The sequence below is a fragment of the Bradyrhizobium sp. AZCC 1721 genome (assembly GCF_036924715.1).
In the GTDB taxonomy this organism is placed as follows: domain Bacteria; phylum Pseudomonadota; class Alphaproteobacteria; order Rhizobiales; family Xanthobacteraceae; genus Bradyrhizobium.
In genome coordinates this window covers 1,983,338-2,009,703 of sequence record NZ_JAZHSB010000001.1, presented here as the reverse complement: position 1 = coordinate 2,009,703, position 26,366 = coordinate 1,983,338, and the positions used below count along the sequence as shown (strand labels likewise).

23 protein-coding genes and 3 pseudogenes are annotated in these 26,366 nt (G+C 58.5%); 17 read left to right on the top strand and 9 right to left on the bottom strand.

Going from position 1 to position 26,366, the window contains the following annotated elements; all coding sequences use genetic code 11:
• Positions 1-134: 134 nt before the first annotated feature.
• The 9 genes and pseudogenes from V1273_RS09745 to V1273_RS09705 all read left to right on the top strand — a co-directional run bounded on the left by V1273_RS09745 (position 135) and on the right by V1273_RS09705 (position 9,862).
• On the top strand, positions 135-461 hold the full coding sequence (locus V1273_RS09745) for a hypothetical protein (RefSeq protein ID WP_334409415.1): 327 nt from the start codon (positions 135-137) through the stop codon (positions 459-461).
• 111 nt (positions 462-572) lie between these two features.
• A pseudogene (locus V1273_RS09740) lies at positions 573-1,617 on the top strand (IS110 family transposase).
• 492 nt (positions 1,618-2,109) lie between these two features.
• Complete coding sequence (locus V1273_RS09735; protein ID WP_334409414.1) at positions 2,110-3,000, top strand: ABC transporter substrate-binding protein; 891 nt, start codon at positions 2,110-2,112, stop codon at positions 2,998-3,000.
• Between the two features lie 1,186 nt (positions 3,001-4,186).
• Positions 4,187-4,609, top strand: coding sequence for a hypothetical protein (locus V1273_RS09730; protein ID WP_334383347.1), 423 nt, complete (start codon positions 4,187-4,189; stop codon positions 4,607-4,609).
• A gap of 244 nt (positions 4,610-4,853) precedes the next feature.
• Entirely contained in the window at positions 4,854-6,914 is a 2,061-nt protein-coding gene (locus tag V1273_RS09725; protein WP_334409412.1) for a tetratricopeptide repeat protein, read from the top strand.
• Between the two features lie 485 nt (positions 6,915-7,399).
• A complete protein-coding gene (locus V1273_RS09720) occupies positions 7,400-8,194 on the top strand; it encodes a hypothetical protein (RefSeq protein WP_334367012.1) in 795 nt (264 codons plus the stop codon).
• Complete coding sequence (locus tag V1273_RS09715) at positions 8,184-8,906, top strand: metallophosphoesterase family protein (protein WP_334409411.1); 723 nt, start codon at positions 8,184-8,186, stop codon at positions 8,904-8,906. The genes V1273_RS09720 and V1273_RS09715 overlap by 11 nt, the downstream gene beginning before the upstream one ends.
• Before the next feature lie 222 nt (positions 8,907-9,128).
• A complete protein-coding gene (locus V1273_RS09710; protein ID WP_334367010.1) occupies positions 9,129-9,356 on the top strand; it encodes a hypothetical protein in 228 nt (75 codons plus the stop codon).
• Positions 9,353-9,862 (top strand): hypothetical protein, encoded by a 510-nt coding sequence (locus V1273_RS09705; RefSeq protein ID WP_334409410.1) that lies wholly within the window; start codon positions 9,353-9,355, stop codon positions 9,860-9,862. Before V1273_RS09710 ends, V1273_RS09705 begins: the two co-directional genes overlap by 4 nt.
• Before the next feature lie 335 nt (positions 9,863-10,197).
• Here the strand turns inward: V1273_RS09705 and V1273_RS09700 are convergent, their stop codons facing one another.
• A complete protein-coding gene (locus tag V1273_RS09700) occupies positions 10,198-10,581 on the bottom strand; it encodes a hypothetical protein (protein ID WP_334409193.1) in 384 nt (127 codons plus the stop codon).
• Between the two features lie 62 nt (positions 10,582-10,643).
• Positions 10,644-12,011, bottom strand: coding sequence for a phenylacetate--CoA ligase family protein (locus tag V1273_RS09695; protein WP_334409192.1), 1,368 nt, complete (start codon positions 12,009-12,011; stop codon positions 10,644-10,646).
• A 763-nt stretch (positions 12,012-12,774) separates the two neighbouring features.
• Here V1273_RS09695 and V1273_RS09690 point away from each other — a divergent pair.
• From V1273_RS09690 to V1273_RS09680, 3 genes and pseudogenes are all read left to right on the top strand, one after another.
• Entirely contained in the window at positions 12,775-13,110 is a 336-nt protein-coding gene (locus V1273_RS09690; RefSeq protein ID WP_334409409.1) for a hypothetical protein, read from the top strand.
• A 269-nt stretch (positions 13,111-13,379) separates the two neighbouring features.
• A pseudogene (locus V1273_RS09685) lies at positions 13,380-15,315 on the top strand (alpha-1,4-glucan--maltose-1-phosphate maltosyltransferase).
• Positions 15,316-15,320: 5 nt separating this feature from the next.
• Positions 15,321-16,886 carry a putative maltokinase gene (locus V1273_RS09680; protein WP_334409408.1) on the top strand — a complete coding sequence of 522 codons (1,566 nt, stop codon included), beginning with the start codon at positions 15,321-15,323 and terminating at the stop codon, positions 16,884-16,886.
• On the opposite strand, the gene glgX is transcribed toward V1273_RS09680, so the two are convergent.
• From glgX to V1273_RS09670, 3 genes are all read right to left on the bottom strand, one after another.
• Entirely contained in the window at positions 16,883-19,114 is a 2,232-nt protein-coding gene (glgX, locus tag V1273_RS09675; RefSeq protein ID WP_334409407.1) for a glycogen debranching protein GlgX, read from the bottom strand. The two genes, V1273_RS09680 and glgX, sit on opposite strands and share 4 nt — an antisense overlap.
• Positions 19,115-19,813: 699 nt before the next feature.
• Complete coding sequence (locus V1273_RS34005) at positions 19,814-19,957, bottom strand: putative zinc-binding metallopeptidase (RefSeq protein WP_417021246.1); 144 nt, start codon at positions 19,955-19,957, stop codon at positions 19,814-19,816.
• A gap of 75 nt (positions 19,958-20,032) precedes the next feature.
• Positions 20,033-20,245 (bottom strand): hypothetical protein, encoded by a 213-nt coding sequence (locus V1273_RS09670; protein ID WP_334367569.1) that lies wholly within the window; start codon positions 20,243-20,245, stop codon positions 20,033-20,035.
• A gap of 677 nt (positions 20,246-20,922) precedes the next feature.
• On the opposite strand from V1273_RS09670, the pseudogene V1273_RS09665 reads away from it, so the two are divergent.
• Positions 20,923-20,997: pseudogene (locus V1273_RS09665) on the top strand (transposase); the annotation flags it as partial.
• Positions 20,998-21,175: 178 nt separating this feature from the next.
• On the opposite strand, the gene V1273_RS09660 reads toward V1273_RS09665, so the two are convergent.
• The 4 genes from V1273_RS09660 to V1273_RS09645 form a co-directional block, all read right to left on the bottom strand.
• Positions 21,176-21,430 (bottom strand): hypothetical protein, encoded by a 255-nt coding sequence (locus V1273_RS09660; protein ID WP_334367568.1) that lies wholly within the window; start codon positions 21,428-21,430, stop codon positions 21,176-21,178.
• A gap of 226 nt (positions 21,431-21,656) precedes the next feature.
• Complete coding sequence (locus V1273_RS09655; protein ID WP_334409406.1) at positions 21,657-22,139, bottom strand: MSMEG_1061 family FMN-dependent PPOX-type flavoprotein; 483 nt, start codon at positions 22,137-22,139, stop codon at positions 21,657-21,659.
• Positions 22,140-22,253: 114 nt separating this feature from the next.
• Positions 22,254-22,430, bottom strand: coding sequence for a hypothetical protein (locus V1273_RS09650; protein WP_334383358.1), 177 nt, complete (start codon positions 22,428-22,430; stop codon positions 22,254-22,256).
• 167 nt (positions 22,431-22,597) lie between these two features.
• Positions 22,598-22,828 (bottom strand): hypothetical protein, encoded by a 231-nt coding sequence (locus tag V1273_RS09645; protein ID WP_334383359.1) that lies wholly within the window; start codon positions 22,826-22,828, stop codon positions 22,598-22,600.
• A 93-nt stretch (positions 22,829-22,921) separates the two neighbouring features.
• Between V1273_RS09645 and V1273_RS09640 the strand changes: the two genes are divergently transcribed.
• From V1273_RS09640 to V1273_RS09625, 4 genes are all read left to right on the top strand, one after another.
• Complete coding sequence (locus V1273_RS09640) at positions 22,922-23,224, top strand: DUF6854 domain-containing protein (protein WP_334383360.1); 303 nt, start codon at positions 22,922-22,924, stop codon at positions 23,222-23,224.
• Positions 23,225-23,836: 612 nt separating this feature from the next.
• Positions 23,837-24,304, top strand: a complete 468-nt coding sequence (locus tag V1273_RS09635; RefSeq protein ID WP_334383361.1) for a hypothetical protein — start codon at positions 23,837-23,839, stop codon at positions 24,302-24,304.
• 352 nt (positions 24,305-24,656) lie between these two features.
• Entirely contained in the window at positions 24,657-25,217 is a 561-nt protein-coding gene (locus V1273_RS09630) for a globin domain-containing protein (protein ID WP_334383362.1), read from the top strand.
• A 909-nt stretch (positions 25,218-26,126) separates the two neighbouring features.
• Complete coding sequence (locus V1273_RS09625; protein WP_334383363.1) at positions 26,127-26,330, top strand: hypothetical protein; 204 nt, start codon at positions 26,127-26,129, stop codon at positions 26,328-26,330.
• Positions 26,331-26,366 lie beyond the last annotated feature (36 nt).

Below are 26,366 nucleotides of genomic sequence, written 5' to 3'. Positions count from 1 at the left end.
GATGAAAACCACCGACGAGCGCCACCTTCGCACAACAGTCCGCGCAGTGCAGAAACTTTGAGGCGACAATTGCGCTTCAGATGACTAAAGAAGGTTGCTTAAGTCAGATCGACCTTTGCACCGTCGGAACAGTCTTGAGCAACGAGCCCGCTCTAAGCGGCGCAATGTGGTTTTTCACTGCGCACGGAATGGCCGAGACAGCAGGACTGCCTTCGTTGCCCAAGACACTGCAATCTTACGCGGGAACGGTGGTAGTCACGGCAAAAGGGGGAACGTTCACGACCACCACTGCCGGCATGTACGATACCGAGTCCCAAGCCTTCAGCCAACTGGATAAGATCGTCAAGGGAACCGATCGTTTCGGCAACTCCACCGGCCGGCTCATTTTACTCACAGGCATTGGTCGCCAAGGCGGCGGATTTGATTCGCACGCTCGCGGCGAGTTGTGCGTGAACGAATAACGAGGCGGATCCGATAAACTGAAGTGGAGCTGACCACGCGGGACCACGACCGCGGCGTTAACGTGGAAGCCCCTCTGTTGGTGGTCTCTTTCATTTCAAGCTAAGCCTGCAATGTCGCCTGTTGGCACCTTTGAGACATGCCTGCCTATCCTGAGAATGTCCGTTCACCGGGTGCACGGCGTGGATAGTGCGGGCAAGGTCGTCATCACTCGTCAGTTGCGGCGCAAGCAGGTCATTGACTTCTTTAGCAAGATTCCCCCTTGCCTGGTCGGCATGGAAGCCTGCGGAACCGCTCATCATTGGGCACGTGAAGTCTCCAAGCTCGGTCACACCGTGCGCCTGATGCCGCCGAGCTACGTGAAGGGCTATGTCAGACGGTCGAAAAACGATGCTGCCGACGCAGCCGCCATCTGTGAGGCCGTGACACGCCCATCGATGCGGTTCGTGCCGATCAAGTCGGCCGATCAGCAAGCCGTGCTGATGTTGCATCGAACGCGGGATCTTTTAATCCGTCAGCGCACGCAGCTGATCAATGCGCTCCGAGCCCACCTTGCCGAGTTCGGCCTCGTTGCGGAGACGGGGCGCGAAGGTCTCGCGCAACTTGCCGCGATCATCACGGACGAAAGTAACCGCGAAGCTCTTCCATCTGCGATGAAACAGGCGCTGCAGGCCATTGTCGATCAACTCGCTGCTCTGGAATTGCAAATCGGGACTCTGGATCGCGCCATTCACGCCCATCATCGTGCCAATGACATGAGCTGCCGCCTCGAGACCGTGCCCGGGATTGGCGTGATCGGGGCCACGGCTATTGCTTCTACTGTCACAGACCCGAGTGACTTCAAATCCGGTCGGGATTTTGCGGCATGGATCGGACTTGTGCCGCGGCAGCACTCGACGGGGGGCAAGGAGCGGCTCGGCGGCATCTCCAAGCAAGGAGATCGCTATCTCCGACGGTTGCTCGTCATCGGTGCAACAGCCGTTGTTCGACACGCCCGGCAGCAGCCGCAAAAAGCATCCCTGGGTCATGAGGCTGCTGGCCAAGAAGCCGGCCAAGCTCGTCGCCGTTGCCGTTGCCAACAAGATGGCGCGCATCGCTTGGGCGATCATGGCCAAGGGAGGACACTATCGAGCGCCGGAGCTTGCTGCAGCCGCCTGAAGAGGCTTGGCAATAGGAGCCTGAGGCGACGGCGGAGCAAGACAACCGAATTGCGAGGGTGATGATGGCGTGATGCGAAACGGTCGAGCCGTCGATTGGGACAACCCGCTTCTGGGTCATGGGCGTCAAAGCCCGTGCGAATGATTGGGACCCGATCCGCGGACTACATCAGGGCCAGCGGTCATGGTGCCGCGCAAACAGGCCGGACACATGACTTGCACCCGACCGCAAGCCGAACGTCAGATTCTTCTTGCAACGCGGGCGTCGTCCACACATGACCCGAACCGGACAATTGTGATCCGCCCAGTCGGCCAGAAGCTGCTATACTTAGACTTCTTGGGGGCCAAGACGCTCGGCTCTCGATTGCGGAAATCTTCGGTGCGGCGACACGGTGATCGAATGAGACGAGTTGCCGTTACGATGCCGGTCCTTGTTGCGCTGCTTGTCTTCGCGTCGGCAGCCGCAACTCAACCAGCACCGAGGATGGCGCGCGTGGGACTGCTGTGCTCCGTTTCGTGCACCGGGGACGCTTACGACGCTTTATCGGACGAGCTTCGTAAGCTCGGTTGGATCGAGGGCACCACCATCCTTATCGAGCGTAAGGAAGCCGGTCGTCGCTTCGATCGGCTGCCGGCGCTTGCCGCCGACCTGGTGCGATCGAAACCCGATCTCATCGTGGCCGTTTCTCCTCAACCCGCGCGCGCCGCTAAAGACGCGACCTCCGAAATACCGATCGTGATACTGTTCGTCGCCGATCCGGTCGGTGTCGGACTTGCTTCAAGCCTTGCCCGTCCCGGCGGCAACCTAACCGGTGTGGCCACGTTGGTTCCGGGCACTTTCATCGGAAAGGCGCTTGAGGTGCTTCGAGAGCTGTTGCCAGAAGCGAAGCGCGTGGCTGCTTTGGTCAATCTTTCAAACGAGGTCTTGCGGTTGCTGTTTCCGAGGGAAGCACCAGCTGCGGCTATTAAGCTTGGCTTTCAGCTTGACGTCCTTGACGTGCGAGAAGCAGGTGAAATTCCCGGCGCAATTGCTACCGCCAAAGCCCAAGGGGCGGATGCATTGTGGATAGTAGGCGATCCAATCTTTCACACTCCGCCGAACGTGGTGCCAGATCTTGCGTCGCAGGCGGGCCTTCCGTCGATCTACTTGATACGAGAGCTTGTGCGAGCAGGTGGATTAATCTCATACGGCCCTGACTTGCGTGTCTTGGCACGGCGTGGCGCCCATTATGTCGATCGAATTCTCAAAGGCGTCAAACCGGCCGACCTTCCGATCGAGCAGCCCTCGAAATTCCTGCTTTCCATCAACCTCAAGACCGCAAAATCGCTTGGACTCGTAATTCCAGCCTCCCTACTCGCCCGCGCCGACGAGGTCATTGAATAGAAACGTCCACTTCCGCTCATGGCCCATTTGAGCCGTGGCGACGACCCCTGAAAAGGTCTGCTTGTCGGGGTGGACGGGAAGTCCGGCCGGTTTCCGAGATCGACTTACATCTCGCCGAATCGCAGGGACTAGTTCGAGGACGAGATCATTGCTTGGCAGAACGCGGTCGACGAATTCAATCCGAGCCGACGGCGGGGCCGCCCGCGCTCACGCTAATCCAAAGTGCACCTTCGCTGCGTACTCACTAGAGATAGAGGCTATGGCGCTCCTGTGGCGCATCAATTTCGACGGATCTGGGAACCGGACGGATTGGCTTATTAGGTCTGGATCGCTGCTACACTATTGCTCACTGCCAGCCTATTAAAGGGATGATCCGCCACGCGCGGTGAGCACCCCGTTCACATACCCATTTATGCACGAACTAGATTGTAACTGCGCACGTACTTGAATTCGGTTGTGAGGGCTCAAATCATGACGAAGCAATTTTCGAGGCGCATCATGACCGATGCGCTCGTGGTCCTAGTATCTGTAGTGATGATAACGATTGCAGCGACCTCCTTGGTCGAGCCCATTCTGGCCGGCATCGCTGCTTCTATTCCGAGCCCATTCCATCTTCCGATGGAAAGGACAATCGCAACCGCTGAACCGAGCACTCCGAAGCTTGCCCACGCGCAGTCGAGATGCCGGCTTCGTGCCGCTCCTCTACAATGGAACGTAGACTGGCTTTTCCGGCCGCCTGCGGCTCCCGGTTGAGGAAGGGGACGGGGCAAAAGGGCGTCGCCACCATAGCCCGTCCTCGGCTGCGGGCGGCTTCTGCTCTTGAGGGCAAAGCAGACACGCGTTCGAGACCGGGGGAGGTCGGCCTTTGACCCGTTTGAGACGGGCCTACGTACCCTGCGAATGCCCGCTGATCGGGGTAGACCGGAAGTCATTGGCGCAGGGTCAGAACGACGCGATTGACCCAAACCGAATGTTGCGGTGAACAGATTTACTAGGCTGGGCGTATCGGACCGCTTTGTGAAGCTTCATCAGATCGGAGCTCTACTATCGCCTGTCGAGCGATAGTCGCGCGGTCTTGCAGCCGAACTTGCGGTTATACAATCGTGCAGCGTTACACGGAAGCGAATCTCATATTGGTTTTGCAGGCTCGCCGCCCTAGAATTGCGGGGATCGCAGGACGAGCGAAATGCAGTATGTTTGCGACGCGCCGAACGGTAAGGCCTGGTTCCGTATCGAGACAGAAGGTGAAGCGGCGCATGAGTCGCGCCTGATGGGCCATACGGTCGAGAAATATTTTCGCCGCGAGCGGGAGAAGGCAGTCCAGTCCTGGCGTCCGGAGCGACCCAACGCGATCGAGCGCGACGTCGGCCTCAAGGCCCATGTACAGCGAGAGATGCCGCTTTTCCTCACGTTGCGCGACAGGGAGGGCAATGCACTGACTACAGCGATGCTGCCGCCGGGCGGAAAGGATCGCGGCGGTTTCCGCATCATCATCGTTGCCGCATCCAATGCCGATCCTTATCCTCAGCATGAGGCGGCCATCGCTGCGCTGGGAGCGCATTTCGGTCTCACACTCGATCGCGCCCGCTGCTTCCCCTACGGCCGCTAGAGCGCTATGGCTCCAGGTTGAAGCGCCATAACGCTCTAAATTCTTGTTTGAGCATGATCTTTTCCGGAAAACCGGTATCCACCCCCGGATCAAGTCCGAGGGCATGCTTTTCCGGATCATGCTCTAACTTGCGGGCTCATTCCCGTTGCGGGTTATGACCGGCCATGCCGCTGAACCGTAATCCGCGCTGTGACGACAAAATATGCGCCGCGCCTTCGGCTGCGCGCTTTGGATGGAGGATCAGATGTTGCCGCGCTGCCTTTTGCTGGCTCTGGCGTTCCTTCCGCTGCTCGCGCCGCAGGCCCGCGCGGCGGACAAGGCGTGGGAGGATTGCGGTCAGCCGGCCGATCAGGATCGCAAGATCGCCGGATGCACGAAGGTGTTGGGCCGCGGCGCCGCGGAGAGCGAGACAAACCGCGTCACCGCCTACGTCAATCGCGGCTATGCCTACAGCACGCGCGATTACGACCGCGCCATCAAGGATTTCGACGAGGCAATCCGTCTCGATCCGAAAGCTGCGCGTGCCTATAACGCTCGCGCCCGCGCGTACTACATGAAGGGCGACCACGACCGCGCCATCACGGATCTGGACGAGGCGATCCGCCTCTATCCACAATATGCGCTTGCTTACAACAGTCGCGGCAAAGCCTACCACAGCAAGGGCGACAACGACCGTGCCATCAAGGATTTCGACGAGGCGATCCGCCTCGATCCGAAACTTGCGGATGCCTATAGCTATCGCGGGCTTGCCTACGCCGACAAGGGCGACACCGACCGCGCGATCAAGGATCACGACGAGGCGATCCGCCTCGATCCGACATTTGCGGAGGTCTATTTCAATCGCGGACTTTCCTACTCAGGCAGGCGCGATCACGACCGCGCCATCAAGGATTACAGCGAGGCGATCCGCCTCGATCCGAAAAATTCGAGCGCCTGGTTGCATCGTGGGGGCGCCTGGTTCTTTAAAAACGACTACGACCGCGCCATCAAGGACTACGGCGAAGCGATACGACTCGATCCGACATATGGGCTTGCCTATGAGATTCGCGGGCGGGCCTATGAAGACAAGGGAGACTCCGCCCGGGCCAGGAAGGATTTCGACGAGGCGGAACGGCTCCGGCGGCAAGCCGCGCCAGCGCCTGACAATCGCGGCATGGCCTCATCCGGAAAGGGTGACTACGGCCGCGCCGTCAAGGAGTACGACGAGGCGATCCGACGCGTGGTTGCCTATTTCAATCGCGGATATGCCTACTCCGAAAATGGCGACTACGACCGCGCCATCAATGAGTACGACGAGGCAATCCGTCTCGATCCGAAATTTGTGACGGCCTGGTTCAATCGCGGCAACGTCTACCTGAGCAAGGGCGATCACGACCGCGCCATCAAGGACTTCGACGAGGCCATCCGCCTCGACCCGAAATTTGCGGATGCCTGGTTCAATCGCGGGTCTGTTTACTTCAACAAGGGCGACACCGACCGCGCCATCGAGGATTTCGACGAAGCAATCCGCCTTGAGCCGAAAAATCCGATGGCCTGGTACAATCGCGGAACCGCCTACTCCGACAAAGGCGATAAGGATCGCGCCATCAGGGATTTCGACGAGGCGATCCGCCTCGATCCGAAGTACGTGGTTGCCTGGTACAATCGCGGCAATGCCCACAAGGGCAAGGGCGATCACGACCGCGCCGCCCGGGATTACAGCGCGGCGATCCGTCTCGATCCGAAACATGCGCGGGCCTACGGCGGTCGCGGCGATACCTGGCGCGGCAAGAGCGATTTCGAACGCGCCGCCAGGGATTACGACAAGGCGATCGAGTTGGCCGGCAAGCCGGAGAAGGCGCACTGGATCTACTGGTACTTTCGCGGCGCGAGCTACGAGCGGCTCGGCAAATGGCCCGAGGCCGAGGCGGATTATCTCAAGGCGCTGGAGCTCGATCCCGATCAGCCCTCGGTTCTCAATGAACTCGGCTTCAATTGGGTCGATCGGAATCTCAAGCTGAAGGAGGGCCTGGCGCTGCTCGAGAAGGCCGTAAAGCTCCAACCGGACAACGGCGATATGCTCGACAGCCTCGGCTGGGCGCACTACCGCCTCGGCGACTATCACGAGGCGATCAAGCTGATAGAGCGCGCGGCCGCTCTCGAACCAAAGAGCAGCGAAATAAGAAACCATCTCGGCGACGCGTACTGGCGGACGGGACGCCAGGACGAGGCGCGCAAATCCTGGGAGCAGGCCTTGTCGCTCAAGCCCGATCCAGCCGACGCGGAGGGGATCAGGGGCAAGATAGCCCGAGGGCTGGAAAAATGAGGGCTGTCGACACGATCGGCCACGTCCGCCATTGGCCCTTCTGAGACGTGCGCGTCCGGCCGAACGTCCGCTTTGCGCCAATACCGGTCGTTCAGTATGCGATAAGCGCAAGAAAAATAGACCGAAGAACGTCTAACTTCCTAGCCAATGTTTGATGGCTTGGCGCAGTCGATACGCGCAATTAGTCGAAGAGCGGCGCGAGCGGACTCGTTCGAGGCTTGGAGGCTCCTCGACGAGTCCGCAACCGCCGCTGCATTGCCCTACACACGCGAAGCCTACCCTTCATTCCAGTTGCGTCTGTACGATACTGACCACATAAGAACGGAATCCGCGTCGGTGCGGCATTGCGGTTACGCCTCGATAGTCTTGATCGCGCACGCCTTCTGCTGCCGCCGCGGCCGTTCGCGCCGAGTCGTTCAATTCGGAACTCAAGGGAACTTCCACGATGCGCGCCGATTAATATTCAGGAACAAATGGAGTGATCAGTGCTCGCGCGAGATCGCCCAGCGCCGGGTACGGAACGTTCGACAGATGTCGATGCGTTCAAGCTCGCGTCTCTTACCCAAAGGGAGCAGTTCTATTCAAATGTCCTGAGGGATCTCCTCGAATCGGATCTTCCGTTCATGATCGGAGGCGGGTACGCTGTAAATCTTTATACCCACGCACGGCGCCCGACAAAGGACTTGGACATTTTTACAACTGCCGCGGAATTCCCCCGCCTGCTCTCTCACCTGCAGCGGAACAATCGGGTATCGGCGGATGAGAGTTGGCTGGGAAAAGTTCACCGCGGCCGCGATTTCGTTGACGTCATCTTTGGTTCCAGCAATGGAGCCGTGCCGGTTCAGGAAGAGTGGTTTCAGTATGCAGCACAGGCTCAAGTGCTCGGGCATTGCGTGCCTGTGATCAACCCCACCGAGCTGATCTGGTCCAAGGCGTTCATCCAGAAGCGGAACCGTCATGATGGCGTCGATATCGTCCATCTCATTCTTAAGCAGCGAGAGGCAATCGATTGGCAGCGCCTGATCATGTACATGAACCCACATTGGGAGATACTGCTTTGTCATCTGCTCACGTATCGTTGGATCTATCCGAGCGAGCGAGATGCCATTCCGGATTGGCTGCTTGACGATCTTCTTGAACGATTGAGTCGGCAGCGGGAAGATCCGCCACCGGCGACGAAACTCTGCCGCGGTCGGTTGCTTTCCGGCTCCGATTACCGAAGTGCGACCGAGAAATGGGGCTTCCTGAACGTCGAAGACGAGTGCGGCAATGAACGATGATGCAAGTTCATTCACATTTGCAAGCATCGGAGATCTTCATGTGAAGGATGGGCAGTCGGGCTCGCTTCGTGAATTGTTTCAAGCAATCTCGAAGAGTGCCGGTGCCCTGGTCCTTTGCGGCGACCTCACCGATACCGGAACTCCGGCACAGGCGGAAATCCTCGCTAAAGAGCTGCGTGCCTGCTCTATCCCAGTAATCGGCGTCCTTGGGAATCACGATTACGAGTCGGGACATGCCGACGAGGTGAAACGAATCCTTTGTGACGCGGGCGTACACCTGCTCGATGGCCAGGCAGCCGAAGTTAATGGCGTGGCATTTATTGGTGTGAAAGGCTTTGCCGGCGGATTTGGTCCACGAATGCTGAGCTCTTTCGGCGAGCCGGCGATCAAGACGTTTGTTGCCGAAGCGATGAATGAAGCGATGCGGCTGGAGAACATCATGCGCACGGTGAACAGCCGGCGCGCCGTCGTGGTCCTTCACTATGCTCCGATTGTCGACACGGTAGAGGGTGAACCTCTCGAAATTTATCCCTTCCTCGGGTGCTCGCGCCTTGCAGAGACCATTGACCGCTTCAAAATATGCGCCGTCGTGCATGGTCATGCGCATCGCGGGAAGTATGAGGGCCGCACGCCCGCCGGAGCGCGAGTGTACAACGTCGCCATGGGCGTGCAGAAGCCTTCAGGGTTGCCCTATGCGCTCATTTCCGTCTGACGGTAGGAGTTCACCTGAAAGCCCCTTGCATCGAGCGAGTCGTCTCTGGGCAGTCAGTCATCCAAGTCCACGCGTACTTTCGGTTTCGCGCCAGGCCGAACAGGCCTTCGGTCGCAATCCGGAGAGTACTTTGCATCCCGCGAGGGTATTATGTACGACGTACCATCCAGGATTACGGCACATTAGACGGTCCTTCGTGAATCTCACCTGAGGAAAAGCGCGATGAGCGACGCATTGCACCCATTGTTGAAAGTAGCACTGGAAGCGCATGGTGGGCACGACCGCTGGGTCAAGTTCAAGGGTATAGCATCGACGATCCTGACCGGCGGCAAGCTCTGGGAGCTGAAAGGCGCGCCTTTGATCCCGGTGCCGCGGCGCACGCGCGACGAGCGAATTCCACCGCCAGCGGACACAGGTTACCCCCTTTTGGCGAACCGGATTGGACGATGACCTGGACGCCCCTGCATGTGGAGATCACCGTCGGAGATGGCTCGATTATCGGCGCTCGCGACGATGGACGCGAGGCATTCGATCGCAGCTTCGACGGGAAATGGGGTCCGCTGAACCTCGCCTACTTCAACGGCTATGCCATGTGGACCTACCATGCGACGCCGTTAGTGTTCGGCGAGCCGGGCTATGAAGCGCACGACGTTGCTCCGATCGAGAATGAGGGTGAGACGCTTCGTGGCGTAGCCGTGCGATTCCCGGAAGGCGTCCACAGCCACACAAGGGAACAGCGCTTTTACTTCGGCTCGGATGGATTATTCCGCCGCCACGACTATACGGTTGATGTATGGGCGGACACGCCCGCCGCGCACTTCATATTCGACGATGTCGACGTCAACGGACTGAAATATCCCAGCCGTCGCAGCGTGTTCAGGATCCATCCGGACGGCACGCTCGACCGAGATTTCAACGCCGTCACGATCGAGCTGTCGAATTACGCGCTGTTCTGAGCGTCCGCGCTTTGCGGTCAAACTTCCGTGTTGCTCGGACTGACCTATCGCACTCGGACGTAGTAACCCCGGAATGCGCGCCGAAGTGACGCCGTCTCTCGTGGGGGTCGCTTTGCGTTGAGGAGCGCCCGAAATAAAAGGTGGAGCGTATGTAAATGATATCGAGCCGAAGACAGCGCTTGTGGTCGTCATGACATGGTCGTGTTATTGGGCTGAGAGAATGGCCGTCAGGGGCCGGACCTCTCGCGATTTCCGCTTTTCCGCCGCTCGTGGGAGCTAAGCAGACACCACTTAGAAATTGCAGAAGGGTCGCGATTGTGAGCATGCGCCATCCGCTAATTCAGTTTGCCCTTTTGGGCATCGGGCGATGGATGCGTGGCCTTTGCCGAATTGCGCGCCTCCATCCGGTCAGCCAGCATCCGAAGCTCATCCGCAAGAACGGTCCCTTTCGGAACCGGATAATCATGGGAAATGCGATCATTCATATAAACGCGGAAAACCATTTCTTCCGCAGTCTCAACGATCTGCACTCGTTCAATGCTGGGAAGGGCCATGCTGTCTGCGGCCGGACTTCCAATCGCCTCCTCTAACGAGGTCCTCAACGCACCGATAAGGTCTGCCGTCTCTACTGTGCTTAGAGCGATTTCGTGTTCACCGCGCTCATCGGTGAACCCAATAATCACCCTTCCATCCCGTGAATCCGTAAAGGTTAGTTTCATAACCTTGGCTCTCGTTAGGGCCACTTAGCAGCAGCGCGATCCGCCTAAGCTCTCATCAGTCTTCAAGCGCTCGAAACCAATGGGATGACGGTGCGGCACTTTCCGGCGGAAGATGGAACTGGCGGTTCGGCGGCCAACTCAACAGACACGCGACCAAGCCCATGCTCATTCAACAGCTTGGTCAATTCGGAATGCACCGCCCGCCAAACCCGGTTTGGGTCAGCGTCGGCTGCGGGATGTAGGCGAACGCGCAGTTGTGTTGGCGCAGTCTGTACTATCTGAAACAACTCCACACCGGGTACATGATCGATCTCAAGCGCGAGCGGTGGCACTGCGACTTTCTCTCCGCGTTCGGCTGGGAAGGTGAGGATGTCGGCAGTGCGGCCCCGCACGCGGATCGCCGGAAGCGGGTTGCCGCAGGGACAAGGATCAGGTCGTCGCAGGATGCGGTCGCCTAGATCGTAGCGGAGGATCGGCTGCACGCGATTGGCGAGGTTGCTCACGAGGACCGTATGCGACTCCTCGCCTTGCGGAACCGGCCGATAGCTCGCATCGACGGGTTCGAGAATCACCCAATCGCTGTTGATATGATACCAACCGTGTTCACAGCCGATGGCCATGAACAGGCATTCCGTCGCGACGTAAACGGTCCGGACCTTGGCGTGGAATGCCCTTGCGATCCGGTCGTATCCGTCCTGCGAAAGCCCTTCCGAAGTCGGAAGAACCAGCACCGGCTGAATATGCAGGCGACCGGCATCCTGCTCGGCGGCCAATAGTGCCATGACGCTGGCGTATCCGATGAGCAGAGCCGGGCGGTACCGATTGAGTTCGGCGACCAGATTGCGCAACGGCGCCTGCGCCGGAAGCGCCCGTAATCGTCGGGCCGACCGTTTTGTGCGGATTGCAGCAAAGCTGGTTGCGCCGATGTAATGGCCGCCCATCGCCAGGACCGACGCCGCGCGGCCGCCGCGGACGAGGAGACGAAACATGTCGCTGGCGCTAAGCCAGCCCATCATCATGCGCAGCGAAAAAGCGAGAGTGACCGTCCAATTGTGTGTGTCCAACAGAAATATTCCAGGTGTCCCGGTGCTGCCCGAAGTGGTTGCCACGGAATACTTGCCAAGGAGACGTTGCCCGATCAGCTCAGGGTTATCGACGAACGCTCGCACTGCCGCGAAACTAACCTCGCGGTCGGTAACCCAGTCGTCAAAATGACGCATTAGCTCTTGCTTATTAGCCACCGGGAGCACGGACGAACTCTCAATCCGCTCCGGTAGACCCTGATAGAGTTCGCGATAATAGGGCGAGTTGGCGCGAGCGAAGGCGACGGCCTCGCCAAGCCGAGCGCGTTGTCGCTGGGCGATGGCGTTGAGACCTTGCCTTCTTGCGCAGTGCGCATCGAGCAATACCGATGAGATGCTTTCGCTCATGACAGTGAACCCACAGCGGGCGAGCGCGTGGCGATGACATTCACGTCGCACCACCGCGCAAGAGGCTCGCGAAGGCTTACAGGATCATCAGACGAAAACGGCCCTATAACTAACCAACCGCGCGCCCAACTCGCGGCGCAAGCGCTTGCGCCGCGTGGGGCGCGGAGGTTGATGCTCGCTTTCTCTGGCCGCTAGGACGCTGGCACTGTCGGCGCTGGCCCCGTCGGGCACTGGCACTGTCGACTCAGGTCCGATGGCGCTCGTGGCGCGAGAGACCGTCTCGATCAACCCGCCCTTGATGGTAGACCCGCGCAGGCAGCGGACCCAACTCACGACTAGGTGAAAGCCGAGATCCGGTTAGGGCTAATCCGCCCGACCGGACCACGGGCGTCGCGCCCTATCGCATCCGGATGGACGAGACGCCAGCGGCTGCTCGAATGACGCCAACGTGCATTCTTTGATGCGCGTGCGGAGCGGGTCGGGCCGAATGTCCGGTTTGCGCCAAAAGCTGCCCTTGGCAGGCTCGAGATCCAACTTCCGCTTTACCCCCGAAAACAGACTCAACTCGGAAATCGCGGCATGTCCGAAACGTGCCAAACGCGGACTTTGGCTTAAGCCATCCGTAAAAACTAATAAGCTTGGGCCGCGGTCCTAGCTTTCAGCAATGGCCTGCGGGGCTCGCCTCCGGCCGCCCATCGCCAGTTGCCCCGGCGAATAGGGACTGTCGTGCTTACCGGAGTTGCGGCGGTGTGATCGGAGCGCCATGCTGGAGGGCGAGCGGGCATTTTTGCTTATTTCCCTGAATCTCGAACAATCAGGGGACGTGATCCTTCCTGCCCCCACTAATGCTGTAGGGTTTGTTGAGGAAGTACTCGCGATTGCCCAGCGCCTTCTCCGCGTACTGGTCGATGGCCACCGCGATGACCTGGACGTGCTGGTAGCAGTACGCCTCCCCGCCGCCATCAGCTGCACCTTCGCGAGAGCCTTAACCCAAGGCGCGTTGTCGGCTTGTTCGTCGATACTATGCCTGTGCGTCATCCGGGTCCTTTTTCATGCCGATTGGCTCCGTATTCGGGCTCATGATGACATTCCTCGTTAGTGCGCGCAGCCGCGCACTTTTGGCCGCAACCAGTCCGTTTCGAACGAGTGGTGGCAAGAGGATAAGCACTGATTCGTAGCGGCAACTCGAAATATTCGAGTGCCTCTTGGTAGCATCAATGCGTCGCCGAAGACCAAGATAAATGGTCCGGAAGTCTAACCGCGTGATCCCCAAACAGTTCCTTCCCGAGGCGCCGGCAGCACTCAGGAACCAATCCGGCACATCCGGCATTCGTACATAAGTCTCTGTGCTGCCGCGTCCATCATGCCATGAGCGCTCCTGTAAAACAGGCTTTTCATATCGAGGAGATCTTCCCCTCAATTGACTGTGGCCGCTTTGCGGTCAAACGGATCGTGGGCGAGGCCGTCGAGGTCTGGGCAGATATCTATCGCCACGGCCACGATGTCGTTGCCGCCGACTTGATATGGCGCCGCGAGCCCGAATCCGATTGGCAGCGGACCGCCATGATTCACCATGGCAATGACCGCTGGGTGGGATCCTTGGTGCCTGAGAAGACCGGCCTCTACAGCTACGCGATTGAGGCGTGGACTGACGAATTCGCGACGTGGCGACATGGCTTTGAGCAAAAACCGGAAAGCCAATGTGGCGACCGAGCTTGACGCCATGGAGGGAGCTTCCCTGCTTACCCGCGCCGTGAGCGGCGGTCAGGAAGCTACAGTGAAGATTGCACGTGCATGCGAAGCCTTCTTACAGTCGGGCAAGTGCGAGGTCCTGCTCTCCGATGACCTCAGAAAGGCGATGGCTGAAGGGCAAGAGCGTACGGATCTCACCCGATCGAAGCCGCTTACACTCATGGTGGATAGGCCCCAGGCTCGCTACAGCTCCTGGTACGAGATGGTGCCGCGCAGCCAGAGTCCTCACCCGGGACAGCACGGCACGTGGAACGACTGCATTGATCGTCTTCCTGACATCCAGGCCATGGGCTTCGATGTCGTGTATTTGACGCCCATCCACCCGATTGGACGCACGAACCGCAAGGGACGCAACAATGCTCTCAGGGCGGTCGACGGTGATCCGGGCAGCTTTTACGCGATTGGCTCACATGAGGGTGGACATGATGCCATCCACCCGCAGCTTGGAAGCCTGGATGAATTTCGTCGGTTTGTTGCGGCATGCGCTGCCGCCGGCATGGAGGTCGCGCTCGACTTCGCTATTCAATGTTCACCGGATCACCCCTGGCTCAAGCAGCATCCGGAGTGGTTCAAACGCCGTCCAGACGGCTCGATGAAATACGCGGAGAACCCCCCAAAGAAATACGAAGACATCGTGAATGTTGATTTCGAATCAGACGATGCTGAGGGGTTATACCGAGCGTTGCGCGATGTCATCCTGTTCTGGGTCTCGCAAGGCGTCAAAATCTTTCGTGTCGACAACCCACACACGAAGCCGTTTCGCTTTTGGGAATGGCTGATCAAGGAAGTACAAGCGCGCGATCCTGACGTGCTTTTCCTTTCGGAGGCATTCACCAGGCCCAAAGTCATGAAGGGGCTTGCCAAGCTCGGCTTCACGCAGTCTTACACGTACTTCACGTGGCGCACGGAAAGATGGGAGATCGAGCAATATGTGAACGAGCTCGCGGGCTACCCCGAGCGCGAATTTTATCGTCCTAATTTCTTTGTTAGCACGCCCGACATCCTGCCGTTCCACCTTCAGCGCGGCGAGCCATGGACGTTCAAGACGCGGCTTGCGCTGGCTGCGACATTATCGAGCAACTACGGCATCTATAACGGTTTCGAGCTTCTCGAGCATGAGCCGATACCGGGCCGCGAGGAGTATCTCAATTCCGAAAAATACGAATTGAAATCCCGCGATTGGGACAAGCCCGGAAACATCAAGCCTTATATCGCCCAGATCAATCGCATCCGACGCGAAAACCCAGCACTGCAACAGACCTCCGCGATCCGGTTTCTGCCCGTGGAGGACAACTCGGTCATCGCCTACGTCAAACATTCCGCCGATCAGACAAACGTAGTTGTGACTATCATCGCATTAACGAGTGGTTTCCGGGAATTCTGGCTTCCGCTCGGTGATGTGCAGGTGCGGCTAGGCCATGGCGACTTGAAGCCCGTGAGAGCGCTCGAAAACCTGAAATCCGGTCCGACCTCGCCCGTCGCCTATGGCGGTATGCGGCTTTGGATCGATCCCATGCACGATCCCGTGCTTATTTTCCGGTGCTTGGGTTAACGAACATGAGTGCCGCAGTTGAACGCCTCGCATTCTTTGAAATACCGGAAGGTTCTTCATGGGTTGCGAACAGCGAGGTAGCCGCAGCTCTCGAAAGGCATTTTCTTCCAGTGTATCTCGCCAAAGCAAGGTGGTTCCCCGGTAACTCTGAAACACAGATTAAGCCAAAGATCATTGCAAGCCTTCCTTTCGCCGCGGACTCAACCACCTTCGTCGTTATCCAGACCAATCATCGCGCGCGCTATCTCCTCCCGTTACGGGTCGACTGGTCCGTTGATGCGGGTCCCGCACTAGATAAACCCATCGTGGCTCGTTTGCACCAGGGCGAGCGTGAAGGACTGCTGTGCGACGTCGCCGCCGATCCGGCTTTCATCCGACGGCTCCTTGATCACCTTCGGCGGGAGGCTTCCATTGCCGGCTCGGGTTGGCGGCTGGACTTCAAGCCCACGAGCAAACTCGGAAGTCAACCTCCGAATAGTCCATCCCGGATCCGCGCCATTCAAGGCGAGCAATCCAACAGTACGGCGCTGGTTGACCAGGACTATGTCGTCAAACTTTACCGCCAAATCGAGCCCGGCCAAAACCCCGAGGTCGAGATGGGACACTTTCTGACCGAGGCGGCGAATTTTGCGCATACACCTGCGCTGCTTGGCCACCTCGAGGCTGCTCATGCTTCGGCGAGTTATGCCCTTGGTATCGTCCACGCATTTGTGCCGAACAGCGGTGATGCCTGGACCTGGTCGGCCGAGCGCCTCAGCATTTTCCTTGATTCTATGGGGAAAGGCTCTGAAGAACGCGACAAGGCGATCACCGCACGGCGGGATTATCTCCATTGGGTGCGGCGACTGGGTTGCCGCGTCGCGGAGATGCATCGCGCTTTGGCGAGCTGCGACGAAGTGGCCGCGTTCAAGCCTGAGCCGATCGACGAAGGCGATCTCGATTTCTGGATCGGCGACGTTATGGAGCGCGCTGCTCGTATCTTCAAGAGGTTGGAGGAATCGTCGCTGGAGGTGGACGACCGCCCCCTCATGGAGCGCCTGCTTCGGGTCAAACCCCGACTGTATGATTACGCAGCTAACCTCATCCGTCCTTCGCTTGGACGCTGCAAGATACGCCATCACGGCGATTTGCATTTGGGCCAGGTGCTTGTAGCCGATGAGGACGCAGTCATCATAGACTTCGAGGGCGAGCCCAGCCGACCCTTGGCCGACCGGAGGCGCAAGGCTCCTGCTGCGCGCGACGTCGCAGGTGTTTTGCGCTCACTGGACTACGCCGCCATGGCCTCGAGGCAGCAGAGGCAGAAGTCAGAAAAGCTCAACACCCTGACGTCGCGAGCCTTATTCGCATGGCGCCAACAGTCCACCGATGGCTTTCTGAGCGCTTATCAGGAAGCGATAGGCGCCTCGATTCTGTGGCCTGACCGCGCCGAGGATACGAAAGCGATGTTGAATTTCTTTCTGCTCGAAAAAGCGCTCTATGAGGTCGAATACGAGCTTTCCTACCGGCCGGCTTGGATTTCCGTGCCATTGCAAGGCGTCCTGCGCGTTCTCGAAGAAGGAGGCGTGGCCTAGACCGGAAGTGGAAATTCGGCAATATCCATGATGGCACCAAGACCCTGGCGGAGCCGTCGCGTCATGGTCTCTTCCGTCGCGAGGCCGAGCGCCAGCATTGATCGACCAGCGGCCTTTAAGCGATGGCCAAAAGGATAAACCGTCACCGTCACATCCGGTACATGCGTATCAATGAGCCCGGCCCAGGCGCGGCCCTGCGGCACTTCGGGCAAGACGAATTCGACGAAATCATGATGCGCGTTATAAATAAGCAGCAGCGTCGCATCCGAGCCTTGCCGTTTGACGCCAGTGTCCTGGGCCCTTCCGTCAAGCAGCATACCGAAACATCGCGTGGCCGGATTGTCCCAATCCGCCGTTGTCATCTCCAGGCCGTTCGGAGCGAGCCAGCTTACGTCCTTCACGTCTAGTTCTTCATTGACGTTGCCGATGACGAACCTTGAGCGATGCAGGATGGGAAAGGCCTGCCGTGTCGCGATTAGCTTGCGGACGAATTCCCGCAACGCGCGACCTTCGGCCGAGATACCGATCCAGTTGAGCCATGTCGTGTCATTGTCCTGAGCATAGGCGTTGTTGTTGCCGCCCTGGGTATGGCCAAACTCGTCACCCGCGAGAATCATAGGCGTCCCGTGCGACAGCAGCGTCGTCGCTAGGAGATTGCGCTTTTGCTGCTCGCGAAGCTCGATGATCTCTGGATCATCAGTCGGCCCTTCAGCGCCGTGATTCCACGAATGATTGTCCGAGTGTCCGTCGCGGTTGTCTTCGCCATTGGCCTCGTTGTGTTTATCATTGTAGGAAACGACGTCGTACAGTGTGAAGCCGTCGTGCGCCGTAACGAAATTGACGGACGACCATGGCCTGCGGCCACGCTTGTTGAAGAGGTCGCCCGATGCGGTGATGCGCCGCGCAAATTCGGGTGTCATGCCTTCATCCCCTTTCCAAAAGCGCCGCACGTCATCCCTGAATTTATCATTCCATTCCGCCCATCCCGGGGGAAATCGGCCGACCTGATAGCCGCCCGGGCCTACATCCCAAGGCTCGGCGATCAGCTTGACAGACGAAAGGATCGGATCCTGCCGACAGGCATCCAGAAAGCCGCCGCCTTCATCGAAACCGTAGGGCTCCCTCGCAAGAATGGTCGCAAGGTCGAAGCGGAAACCATCCACGCGCATTTCGGTCGCCCAGTAGCGAAGGCTGTCCGCGACCATCTGGAGCACGCGCGGGTGCGACAAGTTTACGGTATTGCCGGTACCGGTATCATTGATGTAGTAGCGCTTCTGGTCCGGAAGCAGGCGATAATAGCTCGCATTATCGATGCCCTTGAAGGAAAGCGTTGGCCCGAGTTCGTTCCCTTCGGCAGTATGATTATAGACGACGTCGAGAATCACCTCGATACCATGGGCGTGGAACTGGTTGACGGCTTCCTTGAACTCATTCGCAAAAAGCGTCTTGAGATAGCGCGGCTCGGGCGCGAAAAATGCAAGCGAGTTATAGCCCCAATAGTTACGCAGGCCCTTCTCCGTAAGATAACTATCGTCCACAAATGCATGGATGGGTAGAAGTTCAGCGCTCGTGATCCCAAGCGCGCGAAGATAAGGAGGGATATGCGGATGGCAAAGTCCGGCGAAGGTACCGCGGTCGCCTTCTGGTACAAGCGGATGGCTTCGGGTAAAACCTTTGACGTGCATCTCGTAAAAGATGGTGCGGTCCCAGGACACCTCGGGCTTTGCCGCACGGCCCCAGGTGAAGGCGGGGTCTATCACGCGGCATTTTTGCATAAGATGCGCGCTGTCGCGTGAATCGAAGGACTTGTCCTTGTCCGAGTGACCGAGCTCATAGCCGAATAATTCTGGTCCCCAACGCAGCGCGCCCACAAGCTGCTTAGCATAAGGATCAATCACGAGCTTGTTGGGATTGAAACGGTGTCCCGCATCTGGCTCGTAAGGGCCGTGGACCCGGTAGGCGTAGACTGTACCCGGACGTGCGGTCGGTATATAACCGTGCCAGACTTCATCGGTATATTCGGGCAGCTCGATGCGTTCGATCTCTTTCTTTCCGCTGTCATCGAAGAGGCAGAGCTCGACCTTAGTGGCATGAGCCGAAAACAGTGCGAAATTAACGCCAAGGCCATCCCAGGTGGCTCCAAGCGGAAAGGGCTTACCTTCCAGCACGGTAGCACGCCGAAGGCTTGCCGCCGCCCGGGCTAGTCTCTTATCCTTGACCTTGTTCATGAACAATCCCGGGACGCATCCCCTGCAACGCGCAAGGGCGGCTGTGCGCTATCCAGTAAAAGCGCTATCCATGCTTTGGTTCCCGTCACCCACCAGGCGTAAAAAGCAGCCGCCCTTGTTCGGAGCGACCCTTGAACTCCCGCAGCTTTAGCGATCCAAAGTCTTTGTATGCCGCTCGATCCGGGCCCGTGTCTGAAGCGAAGGGACTCTACCGGCCATCGGCTACGTTCAATACTGACATTACGGACGGCGTGCCGGTGAGTTAGCGCAGAGCCATCTTTTGCAACTCGCCGCTCAATCGGTCGAGCATAAGGCTTGCGCAGGATTGAACACTGCGAAGCAACTTAACTTCGTCATGCCTCCTCCGACTGGTGTGGATGGAGCCTGGCTTTGTCCTCCTCGTATTCCCTGATGAGGTCAGCGAGAGCTTCGCGCGTTAGCTTGTCATTGGTTGAGTTTTCTAATCTCCGACACGCTTCGATCTTATAGTCCAGCTCGCGGCACAAATCGCACATGCGCACCTCCTGTATCATATCGGGAGCACACACTATCTCCACCCGCGTCTTTGGCTGACCATTGCTGGTGATGTGCTACAATGCGATTAGACCGGCTTTGTTTCAAGGGAACGTCACCTGGGCGACTGTCCCCCTACCCCTCCGCCGGAGCCGGCGGTAATGCCGACCGCTCGCGTTGAACCAGCTATTGAATAAACGCCAGCTTGCCGATCACCGGGCGCGTCAACACGAATGGGTACATGTCCGAGGTGCCGATGGCGCGGCACAGGCTGTCCATCGCGAGTACGAATAGAAACCACGCCCGCGTCGCGGCATCGAAATCCTCGATCGCATAGTGTCCAACTCGACCCTCGCGCGCAGACCGCCAATGCAGTCGGCGGCCAGTCGGCCTTCCTGACGCTCGTCAGTCGTTGACCAGGGTGCCAATCAACTGGAGTAGAGCCTGGTGTTCGGGACCGTTGGCGCCAGCTCGAAGGAATTTTCCGATTTCGATCAGGGACGCACGTCCCCCGGAGCTGGCATTCGGCTTGTGCTCCACCATCGCGACACCCGATTGCGGATCACGGACCAGCCGCCAGACGTCACCGTTGGCGCTTTCGTAGAGAATTCTTGTCATGCCTTTTCAACCAGGTGATCTCCGAGGGGTTCCTGGAGGGGCGGCTGGAAGAACCAAAATCCCCGACGGACGTTGGATCCGCATGTCGGACGCTTTTCACTATTTCCGAGCCCATGCTGTCCGAGCCCTTTGCCGGGCTCGGGCGATGCCCGTCGGACGGATGAGGCACCTCCAGATCGTGGTAGGAAGGATCTATCACCTCCTGACGAAGGAGGCCGCATACGGCCCGAACCTACATCACATGGATGACTTTCGGGCGGCACAAAAGCTCGAGAAATCGCTCGACTGATGGGCGTGGCACATCGAAGCGGCGCCCGCGGAGAATTGTGTGCGCCGCAGGAAGAAAGCGGGTGTCCGGCGGGAGACGAAAAGTTCTGGCAACCGTCGTGCATCTCCTGGAGACCACGTCCCTGGTTCGCACCCCGCTCCCGGCCGCTGTCGCGGCGACCCGCAAACGGAGATTCGGCCCGCTAGTTAGAGCGGAGATAACTATGGCTCAAGCGTTGTTCGGCTTGGGTCATGACGCGATTTCACTTCCGACATCCAGCAAATAATGAACCATTGGTGTTTCGTGCTCAGGCCAGAAGTCACCAAGGGCAAACGGTTGCGCCGCGTGCCCGTCCACAAGCACCTCGTCGAGCAGGGTCCTCGAATACGTGGAAGAACGGCGGAAGATCGGCGTTCGTTCCGAACGGCGGTTGTGCGAGGAGGTGCACCTGAACCTCGCTTATCGCTGGTTCTGCCAGCTCGGCCGGAAACTCGCAAAGCTGATCCCGATCCCTGCGCTCCTGCCCGCTTAGGCACAACCAAGCACCCGTGCGCCGGTCGCATTGTCCGATCCCAAATTGCCAGTTCGCGGACTTCTTCAACACAATCCGCCAGAAGCTACCCTCCCCGCGGGATCGCGTCTTTGACTCACTACCGCGCAGTTCAGTATCGTCGACCTACAAACGTGCCGAGCAAGAACGCTATCACCAACGAGTGTAGGGGAGCCGCAAGCGTCATCCGGCGCAAGTGATCGGCCAGGGGTTCGGTAAGCGATCGCGACCTTGGCGCAAGCGGTGCGGAATTGCCCGTCATGTCGTCAGTCATGTCACGTATGGCCTCGGAAGCGTGCTCGATCCGCTCCTGGTCGCTCGTCAGCCCGGAAGCTTCGGTCATCGCAGAGGCGTCGGTCATGTCCATGGGAGTTCTCCCTTAGCTTCTCTTCAAGCAACTGGCGTGAGAAACCTTAGTTCCTGGGGCCTTGGCCCTGACTCCACGTCGCACCTAGGGATCCCGCTCGCGTCAGTCTCCTTTTGGGTCAAAAGCGTCGTTTTCACCGTCCGACGAAGACTTCCGGTGTATCCCGGTGAACGGACATCGTCAGGGCCGGTCGGCATGTCTCAAAAGTGCCACCAGCGGACATCCCTCACAGCCTTTCCTTGTGACCTTTCTCGATGATGGCCTGCATCTCCTCGACGCTGTGCTGTGTCTTGGCGTGAGCGACCAGCGTTGCAGCAAAGGATGGCACGGCGGTTGGCTCGCCCCATGTATCGGGTTGCCAGCGACCAGATCTCATCATGCACCTCGGGCAGTGTGAGAAAACCCTTTCCACTCCCACCATCAAGACGTGATTTGGCGCCTTGCCATTCACCTTCATCGAATCTCGGAGGATATCGTCTCTCACGATGATAGCCTTCCCGCTTACCCGAAGTGTGTGCGTCACGCCCGGAATAAGGAAGATTATTCCGACGTTCGGATTTCGAAGCACATTGTGGAAGGTATCCAGGCGGCGGTTGCCGAGCCTGTCAGGAATCGCAAGGGTGTGATCGTCGAGCACCTTCACGAAGCCTGCAAGGTCGCCCTTGGGTGAAATGTCCAGCAGACCGGATTGGCCGGCGCTCTTCTTCATTCGAGACGACTTCGTTGAAACGTTCTCGCAGATCAGTAATAGTAGCCATGGCGTATCCCTTTGCCTCGTCCCACGGCGTGCGCATCCGGCACCTTGCACAGAATGTCTTCGCGCTTAGTAAGGCAATAGCTCGGAAGCTTTTGTCCCGGCCAGGCTGTGGAAATTCTTGCAATGACCTATGACTGTACTGGCGGCTTGACGCTCGGTCGAAGGTGAGTACGACGACGGCATGGTGGTTGCAGTAGTAAGAACGGCAACGACTGCAATTGCAGATATGATCAGATGCTTCATGGGAAACCTCCTGGTTTCCTTCCACGAAGGTACGTTCGACAGCTTGATGTAAGGTTCAATGGAGCACGGCCACGGATAAGATCTGCACGTTCTTGCGCATTGTCGCTTCCCATTGAGATAAAAGAGGGAAATCGTTTCGATGGAACTTGTTGTTGAAAAGCACTCGATCACATTTGGATGATCTTTATGACCGCCAACCGCACCTCGAGGGGGCGCATTCTTGCCCACACGCAAAACCATCGGTCATGCGGCGCTGGCGACGTCCTCTTTTTCGGTTTTTCGGGGCCGCGTGCCACTACCTTCATTGCTTTGTCCAGCATCGCTTGCTGCAAAGCCTTCGCTTCTTGCCATGACGCGCGCATCCAGACGTTGCGCCCCTCATCGGTTGTCAGGATCACCGGCATCGCCTCCTTGAACCTTGGGGATCGTCCCCTAGACCGATCTAATGGTCCCCGGATTTCAGGGGATGGAACTAAGGGGAGGAAGTTCGCATGCCGACGATCACGCAATTCACGCGCTTTAAGAGCGACAAGACCGAGGAAATGGTCAAGACCGCCAAGCAAGCGAAGGCAATTTTCGAAAAACATGGTGCCGAATTTCTTCGGATGTCCCGCTTCCACACCGGCATGTGGGCGGGAGAGTGGTTGATTGTCACGCGCTACGCCAGTTGGGAAGTGTATGGCAAGACGCAGGAGAAGGTAGCAAACGACCCGGAATTTGCGAAGCTGTATGCACATACAGCTACCTTTGCCGAACTAACGGGCCGCAACGTCAGCATCGGCGTCGATCTCTGACAACGCCGTGACGCTTCCCGCAACCTAATGCGCGGGTTGCGGGAGGCGGACTTGAAATCCGTGCCGCCTGAAACACGGTAGATCACGCGCGCTATGTCTGGGTGGATCCGGATGAAGAAAGGTAGTTTATGACGACGTGGTTGGCACGGACCTGTCGGTCTTCATCAGTATGTCGCGAACTGGGCACGCGCTTTTCGCGCCGGGCGCATGACCGCCCGTGAACCTACAAATCTCCGGCGGTCGGCTTGCCAGAGTCCGCTATGCCTCGATAGAGACAAAATTTCTCAGTGCAGCGATATGACGCGATGTGCCAAGAACAGACTTCGACAGACCACCAACGGAAGCGAGCCCAAAGCGTCGCCTGATCAGTCGCTCAGTTTGTCAAGAACCCAACCCATGTTCGATTGAAGAACAGCTCGGCTCGGCCCGTACAGACGGAAATAGGCGAACCGCGATTTGCCCCGGGATCATCGGCACCAAATCGCGCGAGGTTGGCTGCAGCGTCGCGGCCAGCGCTACAGGTCAACGCTAACTGATCCGCAGGGCTTGAAGGTTTGGAGTGAGCGCCCGTGCAAGCAACCCTCATGTTTCTGGGCGTAGGCAAGCACGCCCATGATGATCAAAACCACCACGACCAATCCGACTACTAGGTTCTGCACCATGGCTGTCACTCCAGGTGAACTCATGAAGGCGACCGGCTCGAATCGTGGGGATCAACGCCGGGGCAGCGCTCCCTCTCGAGCCGATCATGGGGCTGGGGCTGAAATGATCAGCGAGAGGTCGCGCAGCCAAAGAGAGCACAACCGTCGACCTGATGGCAGTGCAAACTTGTTGCCGCGCTGCGCAAATTCGATGCGCGATCAGAAGCCGCGTCTTCGAAAATTCGCCCGTTTGGCCGCCATTGCGGCGATGCTGGCGCTTTCCGCGCGAGCGGCCGAAATGGACCTCGATGATCAGCTGCTCGTGCGCCTGCCGGCGCCCCCCGAAGGACGCCGTGCCCCGCTCCAGGTGATGGACGGCAATTACCAGAGGCTAAGCGGCGTTTGTCCATGGTGGAACGCCATGGTCGCCCGGCAATGACCTGAATTCGATTCCCGCGAAAATCAACAACGGCCGATTTCTGCTTCGGGATCATTTTCGGGCTTCGGCGCGCTCCTGAATGATTTCCGATTTACCACGAGGAACGGACTCCAGCTGTTTCCCAACTCGCGCTGAGAGCGCCATCGCTCAGGTAGTGAATCAGCGGCGTTTTTACCGGGAACCTTTTCTATTCAATCCCATCCAACGGGACGGCAACAAAGCGCTGATGGGAAAGTAGGCGGCCGCGCGCAGAGCCGACGGACCCGTTTGTCACCGGTCGTTGCCAAACTAGTCCAGCGTCCACACCGGCTGGAAGGGAACACCTTCGAACCATCATCAAAGGAAGTAACCAATGGCACGACCTCTTTCGACTTCCATGACAAGACGAAACATTATCGCCGGCCTGGCGCTGGCCGCCGCCCCGGCGGCCTTGGCCGGAGCTGGCAACGCGTACGCGCAGGCGCAGCAGACCAAGCCCGAAAAGGCTCTGTATGAGCGGATGGGCGGTGTTTTCGCCATCGCGGCAGTAGTTGATCACTTTAGCGATGCCGTCGTGAAGAATCCCATCGTTGGTCAGAAATCCCAGAACCCGCAGCTGAGGCAATGGCACACCAAGAACCTGACGAGGCTGCCAGGTCTCAAGTTCATGCGCACGTTATGGATCTGCGACGTTTCGGGTGGGCCTTTCCAGTTCAAGGCCACCAAGCCCGGGACGACGCCGCTTGGCCTTGAGGAGGCCCACCGCGAGCTCCGGATCTCCCCGGCAGAATTTGACGAGGTCGCAGTCGAACTCGGTCGGAGCCTGGATTTCGCCAAGGTTCCGAAGCGCGAGAAAGCCGAAGTCCTGGCAGCCTTTGCCACCCACAAAGGCGAGGTCACTGCCGGTTACCTCGCGCGCAGTAAGCGCGGCTGAGGCATCCAAGTTTTCTCCACAAGCGATCCCACTCAGTCAATGACGAGCGGGATTGTAGCTGCTTCGTAAGGCCGCTTCGTGCCAACAGGCGACATTCGAAAAAGATAGGCTCCCGCAACTGAGGCAGGCCTTACTGCTCTGGTTCAAAGCGTTCTATGAAGCGGTCGGCTTGCCAAAGCTCAATGGCGTGGTCATCAACGGCGACCTTACGAGCCGCTTCTCGTCAGAGCAGCGGATATCGACCCGATTGATAACGTGGCCGTCCGGCCCGATAACGTAGGCCCGGTTCTTAGATCAAACGCTCTATCGTTGATCCGCCTGAACCTGCCGCCCTAACGTTAAAATTGGCCTGATGACCCGATGTACCAGAGAAGCCCCGGGCTAGTCATCGGTCCGGAGGCCTCAAGAAGGGGAGCGCGGTAGCCGGACCACCGCACAGGCGGCGTGTGTAACCGCCCGCTGGACGGCTGGGTTTTGGCTATTAGTAGTATACGTGCGGGAAAACGAGGGGAAGCCAATGCTGTTCAAGAGATTTCGACGGGCCGTTGAACCTAATCCCAGCAAATGGAAGCGAATTGAAGAAACGCCTATTCCGTTGAGCCTCGGTCGGATTTGGCTCGTTGATAAGATGGCAGTATCACGCGCGCGATGGCATTTACTTGGCCGATCCTCAAACGCCGCGAGCCGCGCAAATATCGGTTTTGGATGTCTTGCGAGCCTCACGCACGAGAATCTGCGGCTGAGGCTATTGCGGCTCTCAGAGCGCTTAGAGCCAAATAGGCCGGAGCCCGCATCCTATTGCGCTAAAACAAGTGCGTGATAGGGGCAAGTCTGGAGCTGGCTTCGCGTGCGCCACATCTTCGATCGTCACGATAAAGTCAAATAGCTTATTAAGTCCGGATGTCTGAGTTGGAAGTCCCGCGTGTTGAGGGCCACGTCTGGCTTGCCGCAATGAGCGGACATGTCAGCTCGACCCGTTACTTCGACAGGCGCCAGGTTCCGGACCTGTGCAACGCTGGCTGGATGACGATGGCGTTCCTCATCGTGGTGGCGCTGGGATCCGCATCCGGCATCAGCGCAAGGTCCGAGTCTCTCGGCGGCCATCCCGCGTGAATTATCCCAGAGGCACAACATTCCGTGATAATATGG